General features: G+C 71.6%; 21 protein-coding genes. 10 read left to right on the plus strand and 11 right to left on the minus strand.

Annotation, left to right across the window (positions count from 1 at the left end):
• The 3 genes from ACFU95_RS06920 to ACFU95_RS06930 all read left to right on the plus strand — a co-directional run.
• A partial coding sequence (locus ACFU95_RS06920; protein WP_383822812.1) for an alginate lyase family protein occupies positions 1 to 1,235 on the plus strand: 1,235 nt, incomplete at its 5' end.
• Positions 1,236 to 1,345: 110 nt separating this feature from the next.
• Positions 1,346 to 2,938, plus strand: a complete 1,593-nt coding sequence (locus ACFU95_RS06925; RefSeq protein ID WP_383822815.1) for a carboxylesterase/lipase family protein — start codon at positions 1,346 to 1,348, stop codon at positions 2,936 to 2,938.
• Between the two features lie 52 nt (positions 2,939 to 2,990).
• Positions 2,991 to 3,527, plus strand: coding sequence for a hypothetical protein (locus ACFU95_RS06930; RefSeq protein WP_383822818.1), 537 nt, complete (start codon positions 2,991 to 2,993; stop codon positions 3,525 to 3,527).
• A 47-nt stretch (positions 3,528 to 3,574) separates the two neighbouring features.
• Here ACFU95_RS06930 and ACFU95_RS06935 read toward each other — a convergent pair whose 3' ends face one another.
• Positions 3,575 to 3,766 carry a hypothetical protein gene (locus ACFU95_RS06935; RefSeq protein WP_383822820.1) on the minus strand — a complete coding sequence of 64 codons (192 nt, stop codon included), beginning with the start codon at positions 3,764 to 3,766 and terminating at the stop codon, positions 3,575 to 3,577.
• 93 nt (positions 3,767 to 3,859) lie between these two features.
• Positions 3,860 to 4,420 carry a DoxX family protein gene (locus ACFU95_RS06940; protein ID WP_383822823.1) on the minus strand — a complete coding sequence of 187 codons (561 nt, stop codon included), beginning with the start codon at positions 4,418 to 4,420 and terminating at the stop codon, positions 3,860 to 3,862.
• A gap of 273 nt (positions 4,421 to 4,693) precedes the next feature.
• On the opposite strand from ACFU95_RS06940, the gene ACFU95_RS06945 reads away from it, so the two are divergent.
• A complete protein-coding gene (locus ACFU95_RS06945; protein ID WP_383822826.1) occupies positions 4,694 to 5,257 on the plus strand; it encodes a snapalysin family zinc-dependent metalloprotease in 564 nt (187 codons plus the stop codon).
• A 212-nt stretch (positions 5,258 to 5,469) separates the two neighbouring features.
• On the opposite strand, the gene ACFU95_RS06950 is transcribed toward ACFU95_RS06945, so the two are convergent.
• From ACFU95_RS06950 to ACFU95_RS06965, 4 genes are all read right to left on the minus strand, one after another.
• Positions 5,470 to 6,216, minus strand: coding sequence for a phosphotransferase family protein (locus ACFU95_RS06950; RefSeq protein ID WP_383822829.1), 747 nt, complete (start codon positions 6,214 to 6,216; stop codon positions 5,470 to 5,472).
• A gap of 216 nt (positions 6,217 to 6,432) precedes the next feature.
• On the minus strand, positions 6,433 to 7,485 hold the full coding sequence (locus ACFU95_RS06955; RefSeq protein WP_383822832.1) for a LacI family DNA-binding transcriptional regulator: 1,053 nt from the start codon (positions 7,483 to 7,485) through the stop codon (positions 6,433 to 6,435).
• An 89-nt stretch (positions 7,486 to 7,574) separates the two neighbouring features.
• Positions 7,575 to 8,492, minus strand: a complete 918-nt coding sequence (gene mmuM, locus ACFU95_RS06960) for a homocysteine S-methyltransferase (protein ID WP_383822835.1) — start codon at positions 8,490 to 8,492, stop codon at positions 7,575 to 7,577.
• A gap of 75 nt (positions 8,493 to 8,567) precedes the next feature.
• The gene (locus ACFU95_RS06965) at positions 8,568 to 10,679 is read right to left on the minus strand and encodes an autotransporter (protein ID WP_383822837.1); all 2,112 of its coding nucleotides are present in this window, start codon (positions 10,677 to 10,679) and stop codon (positions 8,568 to 8,570) included.
• Positions 10,680 to 10,867: 188 nt separating this feature from the next.
• Here ACFU95_RS06965 and ACFU95_RS06970 point away from each other — a divergent pair, with 188 nt between their 5' ends.
• Complete coding sequence (locus ACFU95_RS06970; RefSeq protein ID WP_383822839.1) at positions 10,868 to 11,935, plus strand: family 43 glycosylhydrolase; 1,068 nt, start codon at positions 10,868 to 10,870, stop codon at positions 11,933 to 11,935.
• 1 nt (position 11,936) lies between these two features.
• Positions 11,937 to 13,349, plus strand: a complete 1,413-nt coding sequence (locus ACFU95_RS06975) for an RICIN domain-containing protein (RefSeq protein ID WP_383822842.1) — start codon at positions 11,937 to 11,939, stop codon at positions 13,347 to 13,349.
• A 7-nt stretch (positions 13,350 to 13,356) separates the two neighbouring features.
• Here ACFU95_RS06975 and ACFU95_RS06980 read toward each other — a convergent pair whose 3' ends face one another.
• Entirely contained in the window at positions 13,357 to 15,021 is a 1,665-nt protein-coding gene (locus ACFU95_RS06980; protein WP_383822845.1) for a rhamnogalacturonan lyase B N-terminal domain-containing protein, read from the minus strand.
• A 197-nt stretch (positions 15,022 to 15,218) separates the two neighbouring features.
• Between ACFU95_RS06980 and ACFU95_RS06985 the strand changes: the two genes are divergently transcribed.
• Both ACFU95_RS06985 and ACFU95_RS06990 read left to right on the plus strand, forming a co-directional pair.
• A complete protein-coding gene (locus tag ACFU95_RS06985) occupies positions 15,219 to 16,262 on the plus strand; it encodes a rhamnogalacturonan acetylesterase (RefSeq protein WP_383822848.1) in 1,044 nt (347 codons plus the stop codon).
• A gap of 69 nt (positions 16,263 to 16,331) precedes the next feature.
• Positions 16,332 to 18,041: a DUF2264 domain-containing protein gene (locus tag ACFU95_RS06990; RefSeq protein WP_383822851.1), complete on the plus strand. Its 1,710-nt coding sequence runs from the start codon at positions 16,332 to 16,334 to the stop codon at positions 18,039 to 18,041.
• Here ACFU95_RS06990 and ACFU95_RS06995 read toward each other — a convergent pair.
• Positions 18,031 to 18,693 (minus strand): hypothetical protein, encoded by a 663-nt coding sequence (locus tag ACFU95_RS06995; protein WP_383822853.1) that lies wholly within the window; start codon positions 18,691 to 18,693, stop codon positions 18,031 to 18,033. The two genes, ACFU95_RS06990 and ACFU95_RS06995, sit on opposite strands and share 11 nt — an antisense overlap.
• 88 nt (positions 18,694 to 18,781) lie before the next feature.
• Positions 18,782 to 20,188, minus strand: a complete 1,407-nt coding sequence (locus tag ACFU95_RS07000) for a hypothetical protein (RefSeq protein WP_383822856.1) — start codon at positions 20,186 to 20,188, stop codon at positions 18,782 to 18,784.
• Positions 20,189 to 20,293: 105 nt separating this feature from the next.
• Here ACFU95_RS07000 and ACFU95_RS07005 point away from each other — a divergent pair, with 105 nt between their 5' ends.
• Positions 20,294 to 20,752 carry a hypothetical protein gene (locus ACFU95_RS07005; protein ID WP_383822858.1) on the plus strand — a complete coding sequence of 153 codons (459 nt, stop codon included), beginning with the start codon at positions 20,294 to 20,296 and terminating at the stop codon, positions 20,750 to 20,752.
• A complete protein-coding gene (locus tag ACFU95_RS07010; protein ID WP_383822860.1) occupies positions 20,749 to 21,540 on the plus strand; it encodes an isocitrate lyase/phosphoenolpyruvate mutase family protein in 792 nt (263 codons plus the stop codon). Before ACFU95_RS07005 ends, ACFU95_RS07010 begins: the two co-directional genes overlap by 4 nt.
• 26 nt (positions 21,541 to 21,566) lie before the next feature.
• On the opposite strand, the gene ACFU95_RS07015 is transcribed toward ACFU95_RS07010, so the two are convergent.
• Positions 21,567 to 22,169, minus strand: a complete 603-nt coding sequence (locus tag ACFU95_RS07015; protein ID WP_383822862.1) for a TetR-like C-terminal domain-containing protein — start codon at positions 22,167 to 22,169, stop codon at positions 21,567 to 21,569.
• Positions 22,170 to 22,242: 73 nt separating this feature from the next.
• Positions 22,243 to 22,962 carry a response regulator gene (locus ACFU95_RS07020; RefSeq protein WP_383822864.1) on the minus strand — a complete coding sequence of 240 codons (720 nt, stop codon included), beginning with the start codon at positions 22,960 to 22,962 and terminating at the stop codon, positions 22,243 to 22,245.
• Positions 22,963 to 22,964: the final 2 nt, after the last annotated feature.

The raw sequence follows: 22,964 nt of genomic DNA on the forward strand, positions 1-22,964 counted from the left end.
GCTCTGGGGGAGGGGGGTGTTACGCCTTCGGTCTTGGCGCAAACCGCTCTTTCTCCCCCCCCCCTCCTTTCTCCTTTTTTCCCCCCCCCCCCTCTCCCCCCCCCCCCCCCCCCCCCCCGGCACCGGCCACCTTCGCCCACCCCGGCATGCTGCACAACGCCGGAGACATCAACCGCGCCAAGGTCAGGGTCGCCGCGGGCACCGACCCCTGGCTGTCCGGCTGGAACCGGCTGACCGCCAACTCCCGCTCCCAGTCCACCTGGACCAACCGGGCCACGGCCACGATCATCCGCGGAGGTACCGGACAGAACTACGGCCTGCTCTACAACGACATCGCCGCCGCCTACCAGAACGCCCTGCGCTGGCGGGTCGGCGGCACCGAGGCCAACGCCCAGTGCGCGGCCACCATCCTCAACGCGTGGTCGAGGACGCTGACGACGGTCACCGGCAACGCGGACAGGTTCCTCGCCGCCGGCCTCTACGGCTGGCAGTTCGCCAACGCCTGTGAACTCATGCGCGGCTACAGCGGGTTCGACCTCGCCGCCGCCCAGGAGATGATGGTCAGGGTCTTCTACCCGCTCAACAACCAGTTCCTCACCGGCCACAACGACGCCTGCATCACCAACTACTGGGCCAACTGGGACCTGTGCAACATGGCCTCGGTGATGGCCATCGGGATCCTCACCGACAACGCCGCCAAGTACGACCAGGCCGTGAACTACTTCAAGAACGGCGCCGGAAACGGCGCCATCCAGAAGGCGGTGCCGTTCCTGTACTCGAACGTCGAGGGCTATGACCTCGGCCAGTGGCAGGAGTCCGGCCGCGACCAGGGCCACACCATGATGGGCATGGGCCAGATGGGCGCCATCTGCGAGATGGCCTGGAACCAGGGAGACGACCTCTACTCCTACGACGGCCGCCGCTTCATGAAGGCCGCCCAGTACGTCGCCAAGTACAACCTGGGCAGCAGCGTCCCCTTCACCACCTACAACTGGGGCACAGGCCAGAACTGCGCCGCGCAGTCACAGACCGTGATCTCGGCGGCCTCCCGGGGCCAGGTCCGCCCGGTGTGGGCCATGCTCCACTACCACTACAACCGGCGGGTGAACCTCGACGACAAGTACATCTCCCAGATGTGCTTCTCGGTGGCTCCCGAGGGCGGCGGCGGTGACTACGGCACCGACAGCGGCGGCTTCGACCAGCTCGGCTTCGGCACCCTGATGTACGCCAAGTAGCCGGGTACGCCGAACAGCCCTCACACCCGCTCGTGCACCGGAATACCGGGCGACAATGAGTTGCTCTGATCTTCACGGTGCACGAGCGCGGTGAGGAGGCTGGTGGACTTATGACAGAGGTCCGGACAGATTCCGTGACAGACCCCGTGGTGAGCACGCCCTACGGTGCCGTACGGGGCCGGTACGAAGACGGCGTGGCGGTGTTCCGGGGCATTCCCTACGCGGCGCCTCCGTTCGGCCCGCGCCGGTTCCGGCCGCCCGTGCCGCCGGAGCCCTGGGACGGAGTGCGCGAGGCCGTGGCCTTCGGGCCGACCCCGCCGAAACCGCCGTACTCCGAGGCCTTCGCGCAGTACCTGTCCGACCCCGTCGTGCCCGGCGACGACTGTCTCAACCTCAACGTCTGGACCCCCGAGCCGGGCCCCGGCGCCCGGCTGCCGGTCATGGTGTGGCTGCACGGCGGCGCCCTGACCCGCGGCTCCGCGGGCATGCCGGTGTACGACGGCCGATCCTTCGCCCGCGACGGCGTCGTCCTCGTCTCGGTCAACTACCGGCTGGGCGTCGAGGGCTACGGGTACTTCCCGGACGCCCCCGCCAACCCCGGCCTGCGTGACCAGCTCGCCGCCCTGCGGTGGGTGCACGAGTCCATCGGGGCGTTCGGCGGCGACCCGGACCGCATCACCCTGTTCGGGCAGTCCGCCGGCGCGATCAGCATCGGCGCGCTGCTCGCCGCCCCGCAGGCCCGGGGCCTGGTCCGGCGGGCCGTCCTGCAGAGCGGGCCGCCCGAGGCCGCCGAGCGGGACAAGGTACGGCGGATGGTGCGCCGGATGGCCACCCGGCTGAGGATCCCCGCCACGGCGGCCGCCTTCGCCGAGGTCGACCGTGAGCTGCTCCTGCGCACCCAGGCGGAGGTGGGCCGGCTCAGCAGTCCCGTGCTGGGCGGACCCGCCTTCGGGATCGTCGTCGACGGCGACCTCGTGCCCCGCGATCCCCTGGCGGTGCTCACGGAGGGTGACGCGGCGGCCGGGGTGGACCTGATGATGGGCTGGACGCGCGACGAGTACCGGCTGTGGCTGGTGCCCGGCGGTCTCCTGGAGCGCGTCGACCGGCTCGGCGCGGTCGCCCTGGCCGGTGCCATGGCCCGCTGTCACGTCGGCGCCGACGTGCCCCGCGGCTACCGCGCCCTGCACCCGGCGGCCGGCACCGCCGAGATCGTCGGACAGATGGTCACCGACCACCTGCTGCGCGCCCCCCTGCACCGCCTGGCCGACGCCCGGCCGGGGTCGTCGTACGTGTACGAGTTCGCCTGGCCGTCCACCCTTCCCGACCTCGGCTCCTGTCACGCGCTGGAGCTCGGTTTCGTCTTCGGCACCGGCGACGCCCCCGAGTCCCGCAGGCTGGCCGGCGAGGGGGCCCCGCCGGAGCTGGCCGAGGAGATGCACCGGGCGTGGGTGCGGTTCGCGGTGACGGGCGACCCCGGCTGGCAGGCCTGGGACGACTCGCGTCCGGTGCGGATCTTCGGCGACGGCGAGACCCACACCGCGCTCGGCCCGCGCGACGCCGAACTCGCCCTGTGGGCCGCCGCGGTCCCACCCGCGGAGCCCGCGGCCGCCACCGTCCCGCCTGTCGCCCTGGCCGGGCGCGGCGCTGAACTACGCGCGGTGGTACGGCGTCTGAGGCTCCCCGGTGCGGTACGCCGGCACTGACTCCCGAGGGGTGGGCATCCGGCCGGCCGTGCCCGTAGGGCAAGATCTTTGCATGTACGAATACGAGGATCCCTCGCGTTGGGCGCCCGAACCGGTGCGGTCCCGAGGGAAGTTGACCCTGCTCTTCCTCGCGAGCGTGGTGTTCTTCCCGGTGCTGGTCGTGGTGTGGCTGGCGGTGTTCGCCGTGCTGCTGGCCGTCGGTGTGCTGACCGAGGTGATCGCGGCGTTCAGCGACCGGTACGAGCGCGGGTTCATGACGCTGATGGACCGGACCCTGGACCCGCTCGCGGGCCTCGCCCGCTGGTGCGTGACCTGGCCGGAGCTGCTGCACGAGGGCGACACGGCGTACTACCGGGCCCGCGTCGACAAGAAGATCGCCCGCGCCACGGCCCGCGCCTCCGCCCCGGCCCGGCCGAACCGGGCGAAGCCGCCCGTGGCGTGCTCCCTGGGCCGGCGCACCTACCGCGGGGTGGGCGCCGGGTACGTCGCCGAGGCGGCTCGCGCACACGGCTGGGAGACGCAGCCCTCGGATGTACGCAAGGAGGTCCGCCTGGCCTGGGCGGCCGCCGCGTATCCGGCACCTCGCTGAGCCTGTCCCTGTCGGGGATCTTGGAGTTTCCTGGTGAGCCGGCCTGATCAGTGGGCGTGCCCGGCCAGGCCGGTAGCCCGGTCCGTGCGGGTGGCGGTGTTCCGACAGCCGGAGGCAGGGGTCCTGGTCCTGGGCCGCGTGGGGTTCTTGCCCAGATGGCCGCAGCCGCGCCCCCGGTCCTCTTCGAGCAGGCCGTAGGCGCGGTCGTCCTGGGCGAGGCGCTCGCGGAAGTCGGCCACGCCCCCCACGCTCGAACAGCCTCGCGCGGGGGACTCCCGTCGCCGCCGCGTGGCCCGCCCTCCGGACGGACGACGGGACTGCGCGGACACGACCTAGTTGCGGACGAGCAGGACGGCACCGGCCGTCACGGCACCCAGGACGGTCGCGGCGATTCCGTACGCGAGACGGTGGGAACGCAGGACCGGCAGGAAGCGGTCGACGGCGAAGCGGCCCGGCCCGGCCAGCGCCAGCGCGACGGCACCGGCGGCCACCAGGATGTCGAGCTCCATGCCCCCGTCCTGGTCCATCATGAAGAAGCCGCCGGCCGAGTTCACGGCCATCGCGTTGAGCATCGTCCCGAAGACAGCGGCCCCGGCCAGCGGAGTGAGCAGGCCGAGGGCGAGACCCAGTCCGCCCAGGGTCTCGGTGAGCCCGGCGACGAGCGCCATGGTCTTGGCGGCCGGAAAGCCGCTCATCGCGAAGAACTGGCCGGTGCCCTCGATGCCGCCGCCCCCGAACCAGCCGAACAGCTTCTGCGTGCCGTGCCCGACCAGGAGGAAGCCCAGCGCGAGGCGCAGGACGAGCCAGCCCAGGTCGTGGTTCGGCGAGGCGCTCCGGTCGGCGGAGACGGACTGGCGGGAAGCAGCGACTCCGCTGTCGAGGTGGGAGGTCATGAGCTGGGCCTTTCGGGGACGTTTTCGGGGACGTTTGAAACTTCAATGACGCCTCGGGACTGTAGCCGATGTTCCAAATTTTCAACAACCCCACGCGGGGTGGACTTGGCGGCGGCCATGTCCTGGCCGTCGGCGCCTGCCCTGGAGGGGGCATGACGAGAGCCGTCATACGCCGGTCCGCCTCGGATTGACGGATTCACCGCCATCCCTGCTGGGCAGTGGGTGAGTGAATGTCATGAGCACGACTACCCTTCCCCCACGAGGAGGTCGACCATGCACTTCCTGAGGCTGACCGGCGGCCTGGCCGCTGCCTGTGCGCTGTCCCTGTCCCTGATGGGCGGTCAGGCCGTTGCCGGTCCCGCCGACGCGCCGGACATCCCCCTGGCCGCCCGTGTCCTCACCTACGACGCCGGCGGCTCTGCGGAGTTCAGGAGCGCCGTCGACCGGGGCGCGGCGATCTGGAACGAGAGCGTCGACGCCGTCGAGCTGAGGCCGGCCGCCGCCGGGCAACGCGCGAACATACGGGTCCTCGCGGACGACGGCTGGCCGCGCGCCCTGCCTACCACCCTGGGCAACGGAACCGTCTACATCGGGCGCCAGGCCGTTGGACAGGGCTATGACACGATCCGCATCGCCGCCCACGAACTCGGGCACATCCTGGGCCTGCCCGATCGCAAGCCCGGACCGTGCTCGAGCCTGATGTCCGGTTCCAGTGCCGGCACCGCATGCACGAACCCGCTCCCGAACGCCGCCGAGAAGGCGGAGGTCGAGGGCAACTTCGGCGGCGAGTTCGTCGGCGGGGCCCCGGCGCCGCGCGCCGAGCTGATCGTGGACTGACGCGTGCCGCACCCCACGTGAGGACGGCCTGCGCCCGGTGCCCCGCTCGCGCGGGGCAGGCGCGGACGAGCCCGACCCTCAGTCGAACGCCCGCCTCAGTCCGCGTCTCTGCGGCGGGTGTTCGAGCGTCGGGTCTCCTCCTACGCGACTGGTCGCAGACCCTGGTACAACACCGCGCCCGCGGCCTTTGTAGCGGTCGGGCCCGCGCGGCCTCACGGCCGGGATCTCAGCACGTCGACCTCACAGCCCGGCGCGAACGGGTCGAAGCCGTGCTCGATCAGCCAGCGAACCCCCAGCAGGCCGCGCACCGACCACCACGCGCGGATCACGGCGAGGTCGACGTCGGTGCCATAGCCGGCGACGACGTCGCCGAGGTGCTCCTCGTGTCCGAGCGTCAAGGTGGCGAGGTCGAACAGGGCATCACCCCGGCCACCCTCGGACCAGTCGATGATGCCGGTGATCTCGTCGTCTTCGACGAACACGTGAGCGATCTGCAGGTCGCCGTGCGTGAACACCGAAGTCCACGGCCGGAGCGCGACCTCGGCGGCCTGGCGGTTGCGGGTGACCAGGTCGGCGGGCAGGACGCCGTTCGTCACGAGCCACTCACACTCGCGGTCGAGATCCGCCGCCAACTCCTCGACGCTCCGGCCGGCCCGACCGGGCCAGGGCGGCAACGGCGCGTCGTGCAACCTCCGGACGGCGGCACCCGCCGCGGCCCACGCCGCCGGTGACGCGGTCGACGGTTCACCGAGGCGGCCTAGCGCCGTCCCCGGGACCGCGGCGATCGCGAGCACGGGGGGCCTGCGCCACAGGACTTCCGGGGTCGGGACCGGCGCCAAGGCCATCACCTCGACCTCGACGTCGATGCGCGCCTGATCGGCATCCACCTTCAGGAACACATCGCCGACCCGCAGGGTCGTGCGCTCGGAGTGGGCGACGACGACCTTGACCTCGTCCATGGGCGACCAGTATCCCGGGGACGACCGCCTACGTCGCCGGGTTTGTCGCGTGCGCTTGCACGGCCGGCCACGTCCCTACCCGGCGACCTCATGCGCGACACCGACCGTCGACCAGGCAAGTCCACCACCTTGCCAGTAGCCCTGACCGCACCGCACCGCACCGCACCGCACTCGCACCCGGCGTCTGATGCCTGACGGCGTCCGCGGCATCGCGCCCTACCGTGCCCGCCCGACCGAGTCCCGCACCACCACATGCGTGCCCAGCAGCAGATGCTCGTCCGGGTTCTCCGGGGTCCGGCCGAGCGCGGTGCGCACGGCGAGGCGGCCCAGCTCCTCGTAGGGGACGTGGACCGTCGTCAGGGCCGGGTACAGGTCGCGGGCGAACGGGATGTCGTCGTAGCCGGCCAGCGACACGTCGCCGGGCACGTCCAGGCCGGCCTCGTGCAGGGCGGTAAGCGCGCCGGCCGCGACCATGTCGGTGGCGGCGACCACGGCCGTGAAGTCCAGTCCCTGCTCGAGAGCCTCGCGGATCAGCCGGTGCCCGGAGTCACGGGTGAAGTCGCCGTGCAGGAGCAGCGCCGGGTCGGGGTCCAGGCCGCGGGCGCGGTGGGCGGCGAGATAGCCGCGCTCACGGCCCTGCGCGGTGGTGTGGTCGGACTTGCCGCCCAGGAACAGAACTCGTTGGTGGCCCTGGGAGAGGACGTGGGCGACCAGGGCGTGGGCGCCGCCTTCGTTGTCGTACTCGATGACGGTCACGGGCGCCCCGGGGCCGAGCGGCGGCCGCCCGCACAGCACCAGCCTGGATCCCGCCGACGCCAGCGAGTCGGCGATCCGGCGGGTGCGCTCGCGGTACTCGGCGGTGTCGGCCGAGCCGCCGACCAGGATCACGGCGGCGGCGCGCTGGGCGCGCATCATCTCGACGAACTCCACCTCGTGCTGGACGTCGCCCTCCGTGGTGCACACCAGACACAGATGCCCGAGCCGTCGGGCCTCCCGCTCCACTCCGTACGCCATGTGCGCGAACGACGGCCCGGTGATGTCCTCCAGGACGAACGCCAGCGTGGGCGTGCCGACGCCCGCGACCGCCTTGGCGCGCGCGTCGGCGACGTAGTCCAGGTCACGGACCGCCCGCATCACGCGGGTACGCGTCGCCGAGCTCACCGGGTACACCCCGCCGAGCACCCGCGACACGGTCGACGCGGACACCCCCGCGCGGGCCGCCACGTCCCGGATGGTGCTGCGCCCCGCGTCGTCGCTCTTCCTGGTCATCCCTGCCTCGCCCCCTCGAACTGCGGAAACACGGCAGCAACCGGTTCCCGTTGCGGAGGCTAGCAGTGCGGTGGGAGAGCCGACAGGCGTTACGCCTTCAATGCCCCCGCGATCTCCGAGATCGCCACCGGCCCCACCCGGCAGCACCCCCCGATCAGCCGTGCCCCGGACGCGCGCCACCCGCGCACCTGCTCCGGCGCGAAGCTGGCGCTGCCGGCCCAGGCCCGCGCCCGAGCGTCCCAGGCCTCGCCGCTGTTCGGGTAGACCACGACCGGCTTGCCCGTGACCCGGGCGGCGATCTCGACGGCGCCCTCGACATCCTCGGGCGCGCAGCAGTTCACGCCGACCGCGATCACCTCGTCGGCGTCGGCGGCCAGGGCGAAGGCATCCTCCAGCGGCTGCCCGGCGCGGGTGCGGTCACCGGCGACGGAGTACGACAGCCAGGCCGGCACCCCGAGCCCGCGCACCGCCCGCAGCAGCGCCGCGGCCTCGTCGGCGTCCGGCACCGTCTCCAGCGCCAGCACATCGGGACGCGCCCCGGCCAGCACCTCCAGCCGGGGCCGGTGGAAGCGTTCCAGCTCCTCGACGCTCAGCCCGTACCGCCCCCGGTACTCGGAGCCGTCCGCCAGCATCGCCCCGTACGGCCCGACCGACGCGGCCACCCACAGCGGCCGTGCGACGCCCTTGCCCTGCGCCCGCCGGGCCGCCTCGCGTGCCAGCTCCACACTCAGGCCGAGCAGTCCGCCCGCCCGCTCCGGCTCGATCCCGCGCTTGGCGAAGCCCTCGAAGGTGGCCTGGTAGCTCGACGTGATCGCCACGTCCGCCCCCGCCTCGAAGTAGGCGAGATGCGCCTCGGTGATCGCCTCCGGCTGCTCCGCGAGCAGCCGCGCCGACCACAGCTCGTCGCTCAGATCGTGCCCGGCGGACTCCAGCTGGTTGGACATACCGCCGTCGAGCACGACGGTTCCGGCGGCGAGGGCATCGGTGAGGGTGATGGTGCTGGTCATGGTGACGACGGTAGTCGAGTCGGGGTGGGTGACCAGCGGGCGGGACGCCCCTCGGCGTCCCCGAGCCGCCGCGCCCTACGCCGCGTGCCGACCGCCCCGTCGGCGACCGCGCCCTCGTCCGAACCTCGTCGCCGGGACCGCGAGGCCGACGAGCAGGCCCGCGGCCAGGACGTACGGCCACCAGCCGAGGCCGGTGGCGGCGGCGTTCGTGGTGCGCGGGGCCGGGGAGTCGAGGGTGTCGGCTGCGGTGCGGGGGCGGTCGGAGGTGGGGGAGGGGCTTGCGGTGAGGGCGGTGAGGACGACGTCGTTGCCGTCGCCGCCCCGGTAGCTGATCCGGTAGGTGGTGTCGTCCAGCTGGAGTTTCTCGCCCTCGTCGAGGCCGGTGAAGGTGCCGGTCGTCCTCGTGCGCCCCCGGTGGTCGAGGACGGTGATCCTGCGGGGGGAACCAGGTGCGGCGGCGGCGGTCGCGAGGTCCAGGTCGCCGGCCAGGCGGACCGCGCCCGTGACCTTCAACGGGCCCTCGCGCAGGACCAGTTCGCCCCGCGCCGACTGGGCGTAGTCACCGGAGACGGTCAGGCCGCCCGCGACCACACCGTCGTTTTTCACCGCTGCCCGCACGGTGCCCTTGCCGGTCAGTGTCTGTGCCTCGCCCACGCGCAGGCCCGAAGCCGACGCGTCCAGGCGGGACTTCGCCGACGTGAGGCGGATCGTCATGCTGCGGGCGAGGGTCGCGCCGTCGCGCAGGGCGAGGGTGCCCCGCCTGACCGTCGTCGTGCCGGTGTACGTCACCGCGCTGCCCGTCAGGGTCGTCGTCGCGGCCCCCGACTGCGTGAGCGACCCGCTGCCACTGATCCGGGACAGGGACAGGGGCCTGCTCCTGTTGTTCAGGACCAGCGAGCCGTCGTTGACGACCTTGTAGAGGTCGCCCCGCGTGTAGAGCCCGCCGTCGCCGCCCGCCCGGCCGCTGCCCAGCCGCAGCACGGCCCCCTTCCCGACGGTCGTCGAGCCGTTGTAGTACTGCACGGCGGCGAAGGTGACGTCGTTGCCCTTCGTCCCCTTGACGACGACGTCCCCGGCGCCGGGCGCGGCGAGCGTGTCGTGGAACCTGCCGCCGCCGATGGGGGCGCCCAGCGTCACCGGGCCGTTGTAGTCGAACGTGAGGAGTGAGCGGGAGCGGGCCGCGAGCAGGTTGATGTAGACCGTCTCGGCCGTGCCCGGCATGAAGATCCTGTTCGTGGTGCCGTCGCCCCACTGGACGTTCGCGCCCTTGATGTTGGTGCCGCGCTTGTTGACGTTCTTCCGCGCCGGCGTCCAGTTCAGGGCCGGGTCGCTGAGCGAGGGGTTGGTGTCGCCGCCCTGGTCCGACCAGCTGTACTGGCCTGTCAGGATCACCTTGCCGCCCGGCCGGGACTGGACGTTGATGTCGCTGCCGTACTCGCGCTGGTAGAAGTCCATGGCCATGGTCACCGTCTGGCCCAGCGGGGTGTCCACGGTGTACGTGCCCTGGTTGAGGAGCTTGCGCAGGTTCGGCAGCGATGTCGCGAACTCCGGGCGCCCGGCGTTGACCTGCGTGCCGTTGTCGATCACTCCGGAGAAGGGGTGGGTGCCCGACAGGTCCCAGGTGCCCCAGAGGAACCGCGGCTGGGTGATGAGCCCGGTGCCGCTGATCGTGCCCAGGTTGTAGGCGCTCCTCAGCGACAGCCGCAGGGTGCCGTCGACCCGGATGTTGTCCTGGTTGAGCCGGAACGCCGGGGTGTTGTAGGGGAAGTGGCCGATCAGCCCGGTCGTTCCGCCGTCGCCGTACTGGAGGGTCGCCCCGCGCTCGACCGTGATCGCGGGCGGGTCCGCGTCGGCCGTCGTGACGTACGGGTGGTTGCCGCCGAGGACGCTCACCTTCTGCCGCTGCCGGGACTTCGGCAGGGTGAAGTCGCTGTCCCGGGTCAGCACCAGCGTGCCGGTGCCGCGCACGGTGAGCGTGCCCTCGCCGCGGAAGACGCCGTCGTACGTCGTCGTCCCCGAGGGCACGGTGACCACCGTGTCGCCGCTGAGCGTCACGTCCCGGTCCGCGAGGACCTCGGCGGTCACGTCCCGGCCGGCGGCGGCCGCCGGGGGAGCGGCGACGGTCAGGGCGGCCACCGCCGCGAGGGCGCCGACGGCCGCTGCTGTCTTGTGGGTATGGCTGCGCACGTGATCGGAGACGGGCGGGGCGAGGGCCGATAACAGAAATCCGGGGGGCGAGAAAGCGCCTTCTTTTATCCCGCCCGACCCGTTGACCTCCCCGTTCCCCAGCCTTACCTTTCGGCTGTTCGCAATAACAACAGATGTTCTCAATATCGAACATCGCTCTCTGGGCACCCATCCGAGAGGCAGTCCGCATGAGCCGCGCCCCCGACTTCCCCCACCGACGACTGCTGCTGAAAGGCGCCCTGGCCGCGGGCGCTCTGGCCGCGACCCCGGCAGTCGCCGAAGCCGCCCCAGGACCGCGAAAGGCGGCCCTCCTCGTGAACCCGCTCGTCCAGCAGCGCGCCGACCCCCACATCAACCGCCACACCGACGGCTTCTACTACTTCACGGCCACCGCCCCCGAGTACGACCGCATCATCCTGCGCCGCTCCCGCACCCTGAACGGCCTGACCACGGCCGCCGAGTCGGTCGTCTGGCGGGCGCACACCACCGGCGACATGGGCGCGCACATCTGGGCGCCGGAGCTGCACCGCATCGGCGGCAAGTGGTACATCTACTTCGCCTCCGCGCCCGCCGAGGACGTGTGGAAGATCCGCATCTGGGTCCTGGAGAACTCCCACCCCAACCCCTTCAAGGGCACCTGGGTGGAGAAGGGCCAGGTCAAGACCGCCTGGGAGACCTTCTCCCTGGACGCCACCACCTTCACCCACCGCGGCACCCGCTACCTCTGCTGGGCGCAGCACGAACCGGGGCTGGACAACAACACCGGGCTCTTCCTGTCCGAGATGGCGAACCCCTGGACCCTGAAGGGCCCTCAGATCCGGCTGTCCACCCCCGAGTACGACTGGGAGTGCGTCGGCTTCAAGGTCAACGAGGGCCCGTACGCCCTCAAGCGCAACGGCCGGATCTTCCTCACGTACTCGGCCTCCGCCACCGACCACCACTACTGCGTGGGCATGCTGACCGCCGACGCCGACGCCAACCTCATGGACCCGGCCAGCTGGGCCAAGTCCCCGACCCCGGTGTTCACCAGCAACGACACCACCCAGCAGTACGGCCCGGGCCACAACTGCTTCACCGTCGCCGAGGACGGCCGCAGCGACGTCCTCGTCTACCACGCCCGCCAGTACAAGGAGATCGTCGGCGACCCGCTGAACGACCCCAACCGCCACACCCGCGTCCAGAAGCTCGGCTGGAACCCGGACGGCACCCCGAACTTCGGCATACCCGTGGCCGACTCCGCGAAGGAGAGTGCGTGACATGAGACGTGTGTACGCAAGTCTGCTGGCCCTCTGTCTGGCGCTGGCCGGCGCCCTCGCGACCGCGGGTCCGGCGTCGGCCGCCGCCCAGACGGTCCCGAACGGCGTCCAGTTCACGGACACGTCGGGCAACCCCGTGCACGCCCACGGCGGCGGGGTCATCAAGGTCGGCTCGTACTACTACTGGTTCGGCGAGCACCGCAACAGCGACAACACCTTCCGGTACGTGGACGCCTACCGCTCCACCGACCTGAAGAACTGGGAGTTCAGGAACCACGTCCTGACCCAGTCCAGCGCCGCCGAGCTGGCCACCGCCAACATCGAGCGCCCGAAGGTCATGTACAACGCCTCCACCGGCAAGTTCGTCATGTGGATGCACAAGGAGAACGGCACCGACTACAGCGAGGCCCGCGCCGCCGTCGCCGTCTCCGACACCGTCGACGGCAACTACACCTGGCAGGGCAGCTTCCGCCCGCTCGGCCAGCACATGTCCCGCGACATCACGGTCTTCGTCGACACCGACGGAACCGGCTACATGGCCTCCGCCGCCCGCGAGAACTACGACCTCCAGATCTACCGCCTGACCAGCGACTACACCGGCATAGCGGCCCTTGTCGCCGACCCCTGGCACGGCGGCCACCGCGAGGCCCCCGCCCTGTTCAAGCGAGGCGGCGTCTACTTCATGCTGACGTCCGGCGCGACCGGCTGGAACCCCAACCAGCAGCAGTACGCCACGGCCACCAGCATCGCCGGCCCGTGGACCGCGATGACGAACATCGGCGACTCCACGACCTACGGCTCGCAGACCGCGTACGTCCTGCCCGTACAGGGCAGTTCGGCCACTTCCTACCTCTACCTGGGCGACCGCTGGGGCAACTCGTTCGGCGGTACCGTCAACGACTCCCGCTACGTGTGGCTGCCGCTGACCTTCCCCTCCTCGACCTCGATGTCCATGTCCTGGTCTCCCGAGGTCACCGTCGACACGGCCACCGGCTCGGTCAGCGGGACGAGCGCCACGTACAACACGCTGATCGCCCGGCACTCGTCCAGGTGCGCCGACGTGACCAGCCAGTCGCTGTGGCAGGGCGCCCAGATCAAGCAGTACGACTGCAACGGCGGCAACAACCAGAAGTACTGGTTCAAGTCGGTGGGCAGCGGCTACTACCAGCTGATGGTCAGGAACAGTTCCCTGTGCGTGCAGGAGAACGCGAGCACGGTGAGCCAGGAGAACTGCAACGCCTCCTCGACCAGCCAGCAGTGGTCGGTGACCACCACCGGCTCCTACGTGACCATCAAGTCCCGCGCGAGTGGGGAGTGCCTGGACGTGAACGGCGCGTCCACCGCCAACTCCGCCGCGATCATCACGTACACGTGCAACGGGGCGACGAACCAGCAGTGGACGCGCGGGACATGAGGTGCCCTCAGGCGAGCAGGTCGATCGCGTCGATCGCCGTGCCCGCGCTGAGATAGCCGGTCAGCCCCGAACCGCTCACCACGTCGATCTTCAGCACGTTGTACTGGCCGGTGTCCGTCAGCCAGGCGGACGCCGGCACGCTGTACGTGAACGTGTGGTTGTTGCCCCGGTACGAACCGTTGGTCAGCGACCGGGTGTCCGGCTGCGTGGGCGGGGAGGGGATGGCGGACGTCCAGTTGCCGTTGACGGACACCTGGGGGCGGCCGTTGGCGTACGCCGTCGTCACCCCGATCCGCAGGGTGTGCGCGGCCGCCGCCTGCGCCGCCGTCAGCTTGAAGTACACCAGGATCCCGCTGTTGACGTCCTTCCAGAGGTAGCAGGGGAAGGACGAGGTCTCGTTGTTGCCGATCACCACGTTGCCGGTCCAGGAGGCGGCCCGGACGTCCGAGGGGTGCGCGTACGTCATCAGGTCGGCGTTCTTGAAGCCGCTCGGCGTGCCGTTCCAGTCGCCGATCCGCCAGATCGCGCTCGCGTTGCCCGGGTCGTTCGAGGACGGGATCGCGATCGTGTTCAGGGTGGTCGTGCCTCCGGCGGTCACCGTCACCGACCCCGTGTACACGGCGAGTTCGCCCTTGAAGACGGTCAGGGTGTACGTGCCCGGCAGCACACCCCCGATCGAGAAGAAGCCGTCCGAGGAGCGCGCCGAACCCCAGTACTGGGCCGCCGAGTTGGCGATCCCGACCGTGTACGGGTACGCCGTGTTCCGGCCGGAGATCCCGACGCCGGCCACCTTGCCGCGCCCGCTCGCGCCGACGTATCCGGACATGCCGAGCGAGTCCGCCCACGAGGTGGTCAGCGTGCCCGGGAACAGCGACGAGGAGGGCGCCCCGCCGTCCGTGAGGGCGATGACGTACGGGCCCTGGAGGCCGAAACGCTGGGCCTCGGTCTGGTTCTGGCCGTAGTACAGGATCTCGTACAGGCCGCCGCCGTCGGCGCTCTGGTGGCGGAGCAGGGAGCGGTAGAAGGGCCCGCCGGACGCCTTCTCGTGGTTGCTGCGCACGATCCACAGACCGGCGCCGCCGCCGGACCAGCCGATGTAGTCGTAGTCCATCACGCGCCGCTTCGAGTAGTGCTTCGAGCGGGTCTGGCCGTCGGACTTCGCGAAGACGTCGGAGGCCTCGATGGTGCTGTTGGTGTACGTGTAGGAGTCGGGCTCGTCGTTGAGGAACAGGCCCTTCTTCACGCGCAGGATGTAGCGGGTCGCGGAGACCGAGGTGTCGGCCTTGTTGGTCCACAGGTAGATGTTGTTCTCGCCGCTGCGGGCCGCGTAGTAGTGCCGCAGCGTGCCGTAGGCGACCGAGATGAGGATCGTCGTGCCGGACTGCCTGACGGACACGGTGGACGAGCCGAGGCCGGACTCGATGTGCGAGTTCATGCCGCCGTAGCCCTGGTACTCCGTGCCGCGGTAGACCAGCGAGGTCAGGTCGCCGTTGGACTTGCTGACCTTGAAGACGAGGTTGGCGCCGGTGTCGACGACGTAGTTCGAGCCGTCGTCGCTCCAGCCGAAGGCCGCGGCGGACGCGGTGCCGCTCAGCGCGGCCGTGCCTGCCGCGGCCGCGGTACCGAGCACGAAGGTACGGCGTCGGACCGGTCTGTCGGTGGATCCGGACATGGGGGGTGCCTCCTTCGGGAGGTGGGTGTGGGGGTCTGCGGGTGTGAGTGAGAGTGACAGTTGAATCGATTTCGCGAAAGGGCTTTCGTGGCGAAGAAGTTGGCAGTCCTGTGAAATCGTCATGAGGTCTAGAAAGCGCTTGCAGAAACGGGTACGGTCCAGCGCCAGGCCTTGTCGTCCTGTGGAGGAGCCGACGCATGAGACGTTTCAACCTCGCCGTCCTGGCGGCGGTGACGCTGAGCACCGGCCTGTCGGCGGTACCCGCCCAGGCGTACGGCGCACAGCGCCCCCTCGGCCTCGACAACTGCACCGCCACCGCCTGCCACTTCGACGTCCCGCCCGGCACGTACGACGTCAAGGTCCTCCTCGGCGGCGAGGGCGCGTCCAGCACCGGCGTGACCGGGGAGACGCGCCGCGCCCTGCTCCCCGAGACGGCCGCCCCGGCGGGCGAGCGCGTCTCCCGCAGCTTCACCGTGAACGTCCGCACCCCCGAGGGCGAGCCCACCGGCCCCGACGGAACGGCCGGCCTCGACCTCCGGCTGGGCGGCTCGGCCCCCGCGCTCGCCGACATCGAGGTCACCCCGGCCCGGCACGCCCGCCGGATCTTCCTCGTCGGCGACTCCACGGTCTGCGACCAGCCCGGCGACCCGTACTCCGGCTGGGGCCAGCAGCTGCCGCAGTACCTCCGCAAGGGCCTGTCCGTCGCCAACTACGCCGACTCCGGCGAGAGCACGGTCACCTACCTCGCCGACTCCCGCCTCTGGGCCACCGTCCAGCCGCAGATCCGCCCCGGCGACCTGGTCCTGATCCAGCTCGCCCACAACGACAAGACGACCGACGAGGCGACCTACCGGGCCAACCTGGAGGCTCTGGTGGCGGGCGTGCGCGACAAGCGCGGCGAGCCCGTCCTCGTCACCCCGATCGTGCGCCGCTGGTTCAACGCCGACGGCACCCTGAACAACGGCACCGCCCTGCTGGTGAACGGCCTCGGCGTGGACCATCCGGCCGTCATCCGATCGGTCGCCGCCGCCCGGCACGTCCCGCTGATCGACCTGACGGCGAAGACCAAGGCGCTGGTGGAGTCCCTGGGCGTCGAGGCGTCCAAGGCGCTGTACCTCTACAACGAGAAGCGCGACAACACCCACACCTCGGTGCACGGCGCCACCGTGTACGCGGGCCTGGTCCGTGACGAACTCGTGGCCCGGCATCTGGTGCCGAAGGGGCTTGTGCGGGTGGGATGAACTCCTGGGGCGCCCCGACCGGAACCGGGGCGTCCCAGGTCTGAACCGAGCCGGCGAGAAAGAGAACCGATGCACCTGCCTCCCGAAGACCGCACGCAGAGCCCGCGCACCGGGTACACCCGCGCCCACTGGGAGGCGGCCGCCGACGCCCTGCTCGCCGCGGTCGAGCCGTACGCCACCGAGGACCGTGCCCTCTACCACTTCCCGGGAGACCGCCAGAGCTGGTCGGGCCGCCTCTCCGACGGCCTGGAGGGCTACGCCCGCACGCTGCTCCTCGCGGCGTTCCGCCGGGACGAGACGGCGCTGGAGCGCTACGCCGACGGCCTCGCGGCCGGAGTCTCGGGCGTCTGGCCCCGCATCGAGGACCGCGGCCAGCCGCTGGTCGAGGCCGCCTCGATCGCACTCGCCCTGCGGCTGACCAGGCCGCTGCTCTGGGACCGGCTGGACGACGCGGTACGGCAGCGGGCGGCGGCCTGGCTCGGGGACGGCGTGACCGCCGAGGCGTGGCCCTGCAACTGGGAGCTGTTCCCGGTGACCGTCGGCGGCTTCCTCCAGGAGATCGGGTACGAGGCCGAGGAGTCCCGCAAGGCGATCGACCGGGGCCTTGAGCGCATCGAGGAGTGGTACGTCGGCGGCGGCTGGTACACGGACGGCGACGGCCGCAAGTACGACTACTACAACGGCTGGGCGATGCACCTCTACCCGGTGCTGCACGCCTGGCTGGCCCAGGACGAACGGCTCCTCGACCTGTACGGCGGCCGGCTCTCCCGGCACCTGGAGGACTACGCCCGCCTGTTCGGCGGCGACGGCGCCCCCATGCACCAGGGCCGCTCCCTGACCTACCGGTTCGCGACCACGGCCCCCTTGTGGCTCGGCGCCCTCACCGGCCGTACGCCGCTCACCCCGGGAGAGACCCGGCGGCTGTCCTCCGGCGCGCTGAAGTACTTCCTGGAGCGGGACGCGGTGGACGAGCGGGGCCTGCTGACCCTCGGCTGGCACGGCCCCGACGAGAGTGTCCTGCAAGGCTATTCGGGCCCGGCCTCCCCGTACTGGGCGAGCAAGGGCTTCCTGGGCCTGCTCCTCCCGGCGGACCACGAGGTGTGGACGGCGGCGGAGGAACCCGCCCCCGTCGAGCGCGCCGACGCGGTCACCGCCATCGCCGCCCCCAACTGGCTTCTGCAGTCCACGCGTTCCGACGGCCTGGTCCGCCTCCACAACCACGGCAGCGAGGACGTCCGCTACGACCCGTACTACACCCGCCTCGCCTACTCGACGGTGACGGCGCCCGCCCCGGCGTACGACAACAGCGTGATCGTCGCCGGCGACGCGAGCCGTACGGACATCGTGCCGCTGGGGGCGGGCGACGGCTGGGCCGCCTCGCGGCACTCGGGCGGCGCCGGAACGCGGGTGACGAGCGTGGTGCTCGCGCGGGGGGCCGTCGAGGTGCGGGCCCATCTGGTGGCGGGTGCGGCGCCGGGGACGCCGGTCCGGATCACCGGGTGGGCCGAGCGGCCCGGGGTCCGCGCCGAACTCCGCCCGGTCGCCGGGCTCGACGACGACCTCACCGGTACCACCGGAGCCGGACCCACCCTCTTCGTCGGCCTCGCCCGCCTCACGGCCGAACCGGAACCCGCGCCGCTGGAAGAGCTGGTGACCGCGGACGTGGACGACGACGGCGGGATCCATGTCCGCTGGAACGACGGCCGTGCCGTGCGCGTGCGGTTGACGGACGGCGAGGGCGAGGACGACGGCGTGCGGGTCGAGACCGCTAGCGCCTGACCTCCTGGGCCGTGATGCCCGCCCGGTCCAGCGCCATGGCGACGGCGGGCGGGTCCAGCGGGTCACCGTCGACATGGGTGCGCAGGCACTCCAGCAGCAGCCGTACGTCCAGCCGGTGCGCCTCGGCGTCGGCCAGGAGGCTTTCCCTGTCCGGGCCGTCGGCCGTCTCGTCGACGCGGACCGCCAGCTCCCGCAGCAGGGCGCCCTGGTCGACGAAGTCGCTCATGCCGCAGTCCAGGCCGTCGTCCTCCAGGCTGTCGGGGTAGGACGCCCGGCTCCACGCCCCGTTCTCGTACCAGTAGACGCAGCCCAGTTCGTTCCCTTCCAGCCGGTAGCGCAGCTCCTCGTACGGCAGCCAGTCGGGGCCGCCCGCCAGCATGTCGATCGGCGGCTCGTGCCACTTCACGCCGCTCGACTCGTCCTCGCCGTAGAGCACGAACCGGCCCTCGCCCATCCTGGACAGGATCCACCAGGTGCAGCCGGAGTCGTCCCAGTTCAGGCCCGCCTCGTCGATCCAGTGGCCGGACCGGTGCACGGTGGGGATCCGTTCCCGCTCGGTGGTCGTCGCGACCGCGGCGAGCAGCGCCCACCGTGCCCACAGCACCTCGCCCGGCGGAAGGTCCTCCGGTCGCCCCGGTCGGTGAATGGCCATGCGAGCCCCCGTGTGTCCTGGTCGTGTTCGCGTCGCGATGATGATCGCCGCAACAGTACGACCTTCAGGACCTCACGACCTCAGGACCTCAAGGCTTCAGACGAGCGATCCGAAGAGTGGTCGTGGTGGGTGACGCGCCGGTGAGGGGCGTCGCGTACGACGGCTTGACGGGCACGGACGCCCAGGTGAGCGTGCCGTCCTGCTGGACCGCGATGTCACCGGTGATCCTGGCGCCGACGACCTTCGTGGCGCTCTTGAACTCGCCGTTCCAGTCGATGAGCCGCAAGCTCGTGCCCGCGAAGGTCCCGGTGCAGGTGCCGTCCTTGCACTTGGCGTTCTTCAGTGACTCCCAGGACAGCAGCAGCCGGTCCTTGCCGTACGGGGCGAGGCGGACGTTGACGTGCTCCGTGCCCTTGGTGTCGGAGAGACGGATCGCCTTGCCGGGGCCGGAGTTGCGGTTCTTGAGGAAGGCGACGGCCACCTGGTGGGTGCTGGTCTTCGGGGTGACCGTCCAGCCGCGTCCGCTGGAGTCGGCGGGGTTCTTCTTGGCGGAGGCGGCACCGCGGGAGGCGAAGGCGGTGGCGTAGCGGCCCGTCGACGACTTGACGAGATCGCCGGTACGGCCCGCGAACGTGCCGCCGCAGTAACCCGCCCAGCACTGCTCGCGCTGGACGACCGGGGCGTTGTCCGGCGCGCCGATCCCCGTCGACACGAACAGGCCCGAGCGCCAGTCGTCGAAGCACAGGGAGGTGAAGGCGCCCGTCTTCTCGGGGTGCAGGGCGATGCCCTCGTTGTGGCTGCACCCCCAGCTCCAGCCGCCGCTGAGCTTCGCGCCCTTGGCGCTGACGTACGACAGCTTGTCGCCGAAGTGCCCGTCGGCGAAGCCGCCCGCCCCGTGCACCACGAAGTACGCGCCGTACTTGGCGCCGTTCCAGGTGAGCTGGCCGTCCAGCGTCGGGGAGGTGTCGTTCGTGGCGGTGCCGGTCAGCTTGGTGCGGAAGGTCTGCCTGCCGTTGGTGTAGCGCACGATCGCGGCGGCCGTCTCCTTCCACTTGTTGGTGTCGGCGACCCGGGTGAGCAGCGCGAAGCCGTCGTTGTGCGCGACGAGGCCGCCGACCTCCTTGGTGCCCTTGACGACCGTGTCCGTCCCGGACCGCTTGCCGGCCGCGGTCAGCGGGGTGACATGGACGCCGTCCGCCGCGGGCCAGGCCACGCGCAGGGTGCCGTTCGGGGCCACGGCCGTGGCCGTGCGCGTCCACTCGCGGGTGTTGTTGTAGCCGGCGGACAGGTACGGGAACTTGGCCGGCAGGCTCACCGCGGTGGTCGTGGGGGTGAGGCTCGGGGCGGTGCTCGGGGCGGCGCCGGCGGTGGCGTACCAGGCTCCGACCAGGGCGGCGGTGGCGGCGAGGCCCGCGACGAGGGGCTTGCGGGCCGAGTGGGACCGGCGGTGGCCGGGCGCGGCGGACGCGGGCGTCGAGTGTCTTGCGGATGTCATGCCCTACGGTCGCCGCCGGGGCCGGGGCAGGTTGCTGAAGATTCAAGAATGTGGCCCGGATCACTTCGGCCGGGGCCGAAACGATGGGCGCCTAGCGTCCTGGGCATGACCGAAACCGCCCGTCAGACGCCCTCCGACGCCGTCACCGGCATGGTCGGCCACGTCCTCACCCTGGCCGCGACCTGGCCGGACCGGGACGGCGCGCTCGCCCACGTCGACGACCGCGTCCACACCCCGCACAAGGCGATCCGCCGCGTGACCGACCACCTCATCGACCACTTGGCCGAGCTGGAGGCCAGACTGGCGGGCGAGGAGCCGCAGCCCGACCACTGGCACGCCTCCGCCGTCACCACCGAGGCGGATCTGGCGCCCTTCACGGCGCAGGATCTGGACGAGGCCCGCAGCCGCCTCACCCGCCTCGCCCGCATCTGGGCGAACCGGCTCGACGCCCTGAGCGACGAGCAGCTCGACCACTCGCCCGGCGAGGGCTGGAGCTTCCGCGAACTCGCCCACCATCTCGAAGGATCCACCTACTACGCCGACGCGGTGGGTGATCTGTCATGAGCACGTTCGCCGGACTCCACCGGGGCGACGAGCCCCTCCTCCTCCCCAACGCCTGGGACCACGCCTCGGCGAGAGCCCTCGCCGACCAGGGCTTTCGCGCGATCGGCACGACGAGCCTCGGCGTCGCCGCGGCAGCCGGCCTGCCCGATGGAACGCGGGACACCCGTGACGAGACCCTCCGGCTCGCGCTCGCCCTCGGCTCCGGCCCGTACCTCCTCTCCGTCGACGCACAGGACGGCTACAGCGATGACCCCGACGAGGTGGGGGAGTTCGCCCGGGAGCTGGCCGCCGTCGGCGCCGCCGGTATCAACCTGGAGGACGGTCTCGGCTCCGTCGCGCTGCACGCCGCGAAGATCGAAGCCGTCAGGTCGGCGGCACCCGGCCTCTTCGTCAACGCCCGCACCGACACGTACTGGCTGGGTGGCGGAGAGGGGACGCTCGACCGTCTCGACGCGTATCAACAGAGCGGAGCCGACTGCGTGTTCGTACCGGGGGTCACCGAGCCCCGGCAGATCGGCGCGCTGGTCAGCCACCTCGACGTTCCCCTGAACGTCCTCTACTCGCCGGCCGGCCCCACCGTCCGCCACCTCGCCGGCCTCGGCGTCCGTCGCGTCAGCCTCGGCTCGCTGCTCTACCGGCGGGCGCTGGGCGCGGCACTGGAGGCCGTCCGGGAGATCCGGGAAGGACGCGCGCCGGGCGGAGCCGTTCCGTCGTACGACGCCGTGGACGCGCTCAGCCGCCGCGGTGGGGGCAAGGCGCGCTCCCTCCCCCGCGGTGAGGGCGGGTGACCCGCGCCCGGCTTCGGTGCACGGAGTCAGCTCGGCACCTGGGGCGACCGCCGGTCGTGCTCGTCGCGCGGCCAGTGCGAGAGGGCCACGTGCAGGGCGTCGACAGCGCGCTCCCAGGACTTGGCCACCTCCCGGGGAGCGCCGAACGCGCCCGTGGACTCCAGCGCGCAGTAGCCGTGGAAGGTGCTGCGCAGCAGGCGGACGGCATCGGTCAGGTCGGGTTCGTCGAGGCCGTAGGCGCGGAGCATGCCGTATGTGATCTCGGCGGTGCGCCGCATGGCGGGGGAGCCGGCGACGAGAGCCGGGTCGACCCGGATCTGGGTCGCCGCGTAGCGGCCAGGGTGCTGGAGGGCGTACGCCCGGTAGGCATCCGCGAAGGCGGTCAGGGCGTCCTTGCCTGCGCGTCCGGCGACGGCGGCGGCGATCCGGTCGATCATCTCGCCGCCGGCCAGCAGGGCGACCCGCGTGCGCAGGTCCTGAAGATTCCTGACGTGCGAGTACAGACTCGCGTCCCGCACCCCGAAGTGCCGGGCCAGCGCGGACAGGCTGACGTGCTCGAACCCGACCTCGTCGGCGAGTTCGGCGGCCGCCGCGGCGAGGCGGTCGGCGGTGAGTCCTGCGCGCGCCATGGGGCGGTGACCTCCGGATACGTACCTGCTCAGGGGCGTCTGGTGCCCCCGGGGAGCATCCTAATGAGCCCGGTCAGCCGCCCGGGAGGACCGCCTCGGAGCCGCCGTCCGCGCCCCGGGGCCGGACGAGCCCCGTCTCGTAGGCGAGAACGACGGCCTGCGCGCGGTCCCGCAGGGACAGCTTGGCGAAGATGCGGGCCACATGGGACTTCACCGTGGCCTCGCTCAGGGTGAGATGGGCGGCGAGCTCCGTGTTGGACAGACCTCGGCCCAGGAGGGCCAGGACCTCCAGTTCACGGGGGGTCAGGGACGCCAGGTCGGCGGGCACGGCCGGCGGGCGGCCGACGGCGTCCTCGGCGTCCGCCGCGAAGCGTTCCACCAGGCGGCGGGTGATGGAGGGGGCGAGGAGGGCGTCGCCCGTGCTGACCAGGCGTACCGCCGCCGCCAGGTGCTCGGGTGTGACGTCCTTGAGGAGGAAGCCGCTCGCCCCGATCGCCAGGGCCGTGTACACGTAGCGGTCCAGGTCGAAGGTCGTCAGCATCAACACCCGGCAGTGCGGGGTCTGTCGGAGGATGCGGCGGGTGGCGTCGAGGCCGTCCATGTTCGGCATGCGGATGTCCATCAGCACGACGTCCGGGACCAGTGCGCGCGCCATCGACACGGCCTCCGCCCCGTCCGCCGCCTCGCCGACCACCTCGATGCCACGCGCGGTCAGGATCAGCCGGAAGCCCGTCCGGATCAACGTCTGGTCGTCGACGACGAGGACGCGGGGAGCGGGCTCGGGTTCGCTCATGG

The organism is Streptomyces sp. NPDC057623 (assembly GCF_042800355.1).
Lineage (GTDB): Bacteria > Actinomycetota > Actinomycetes > Streptomycetales > Streptomycetaceae > Streptomyces.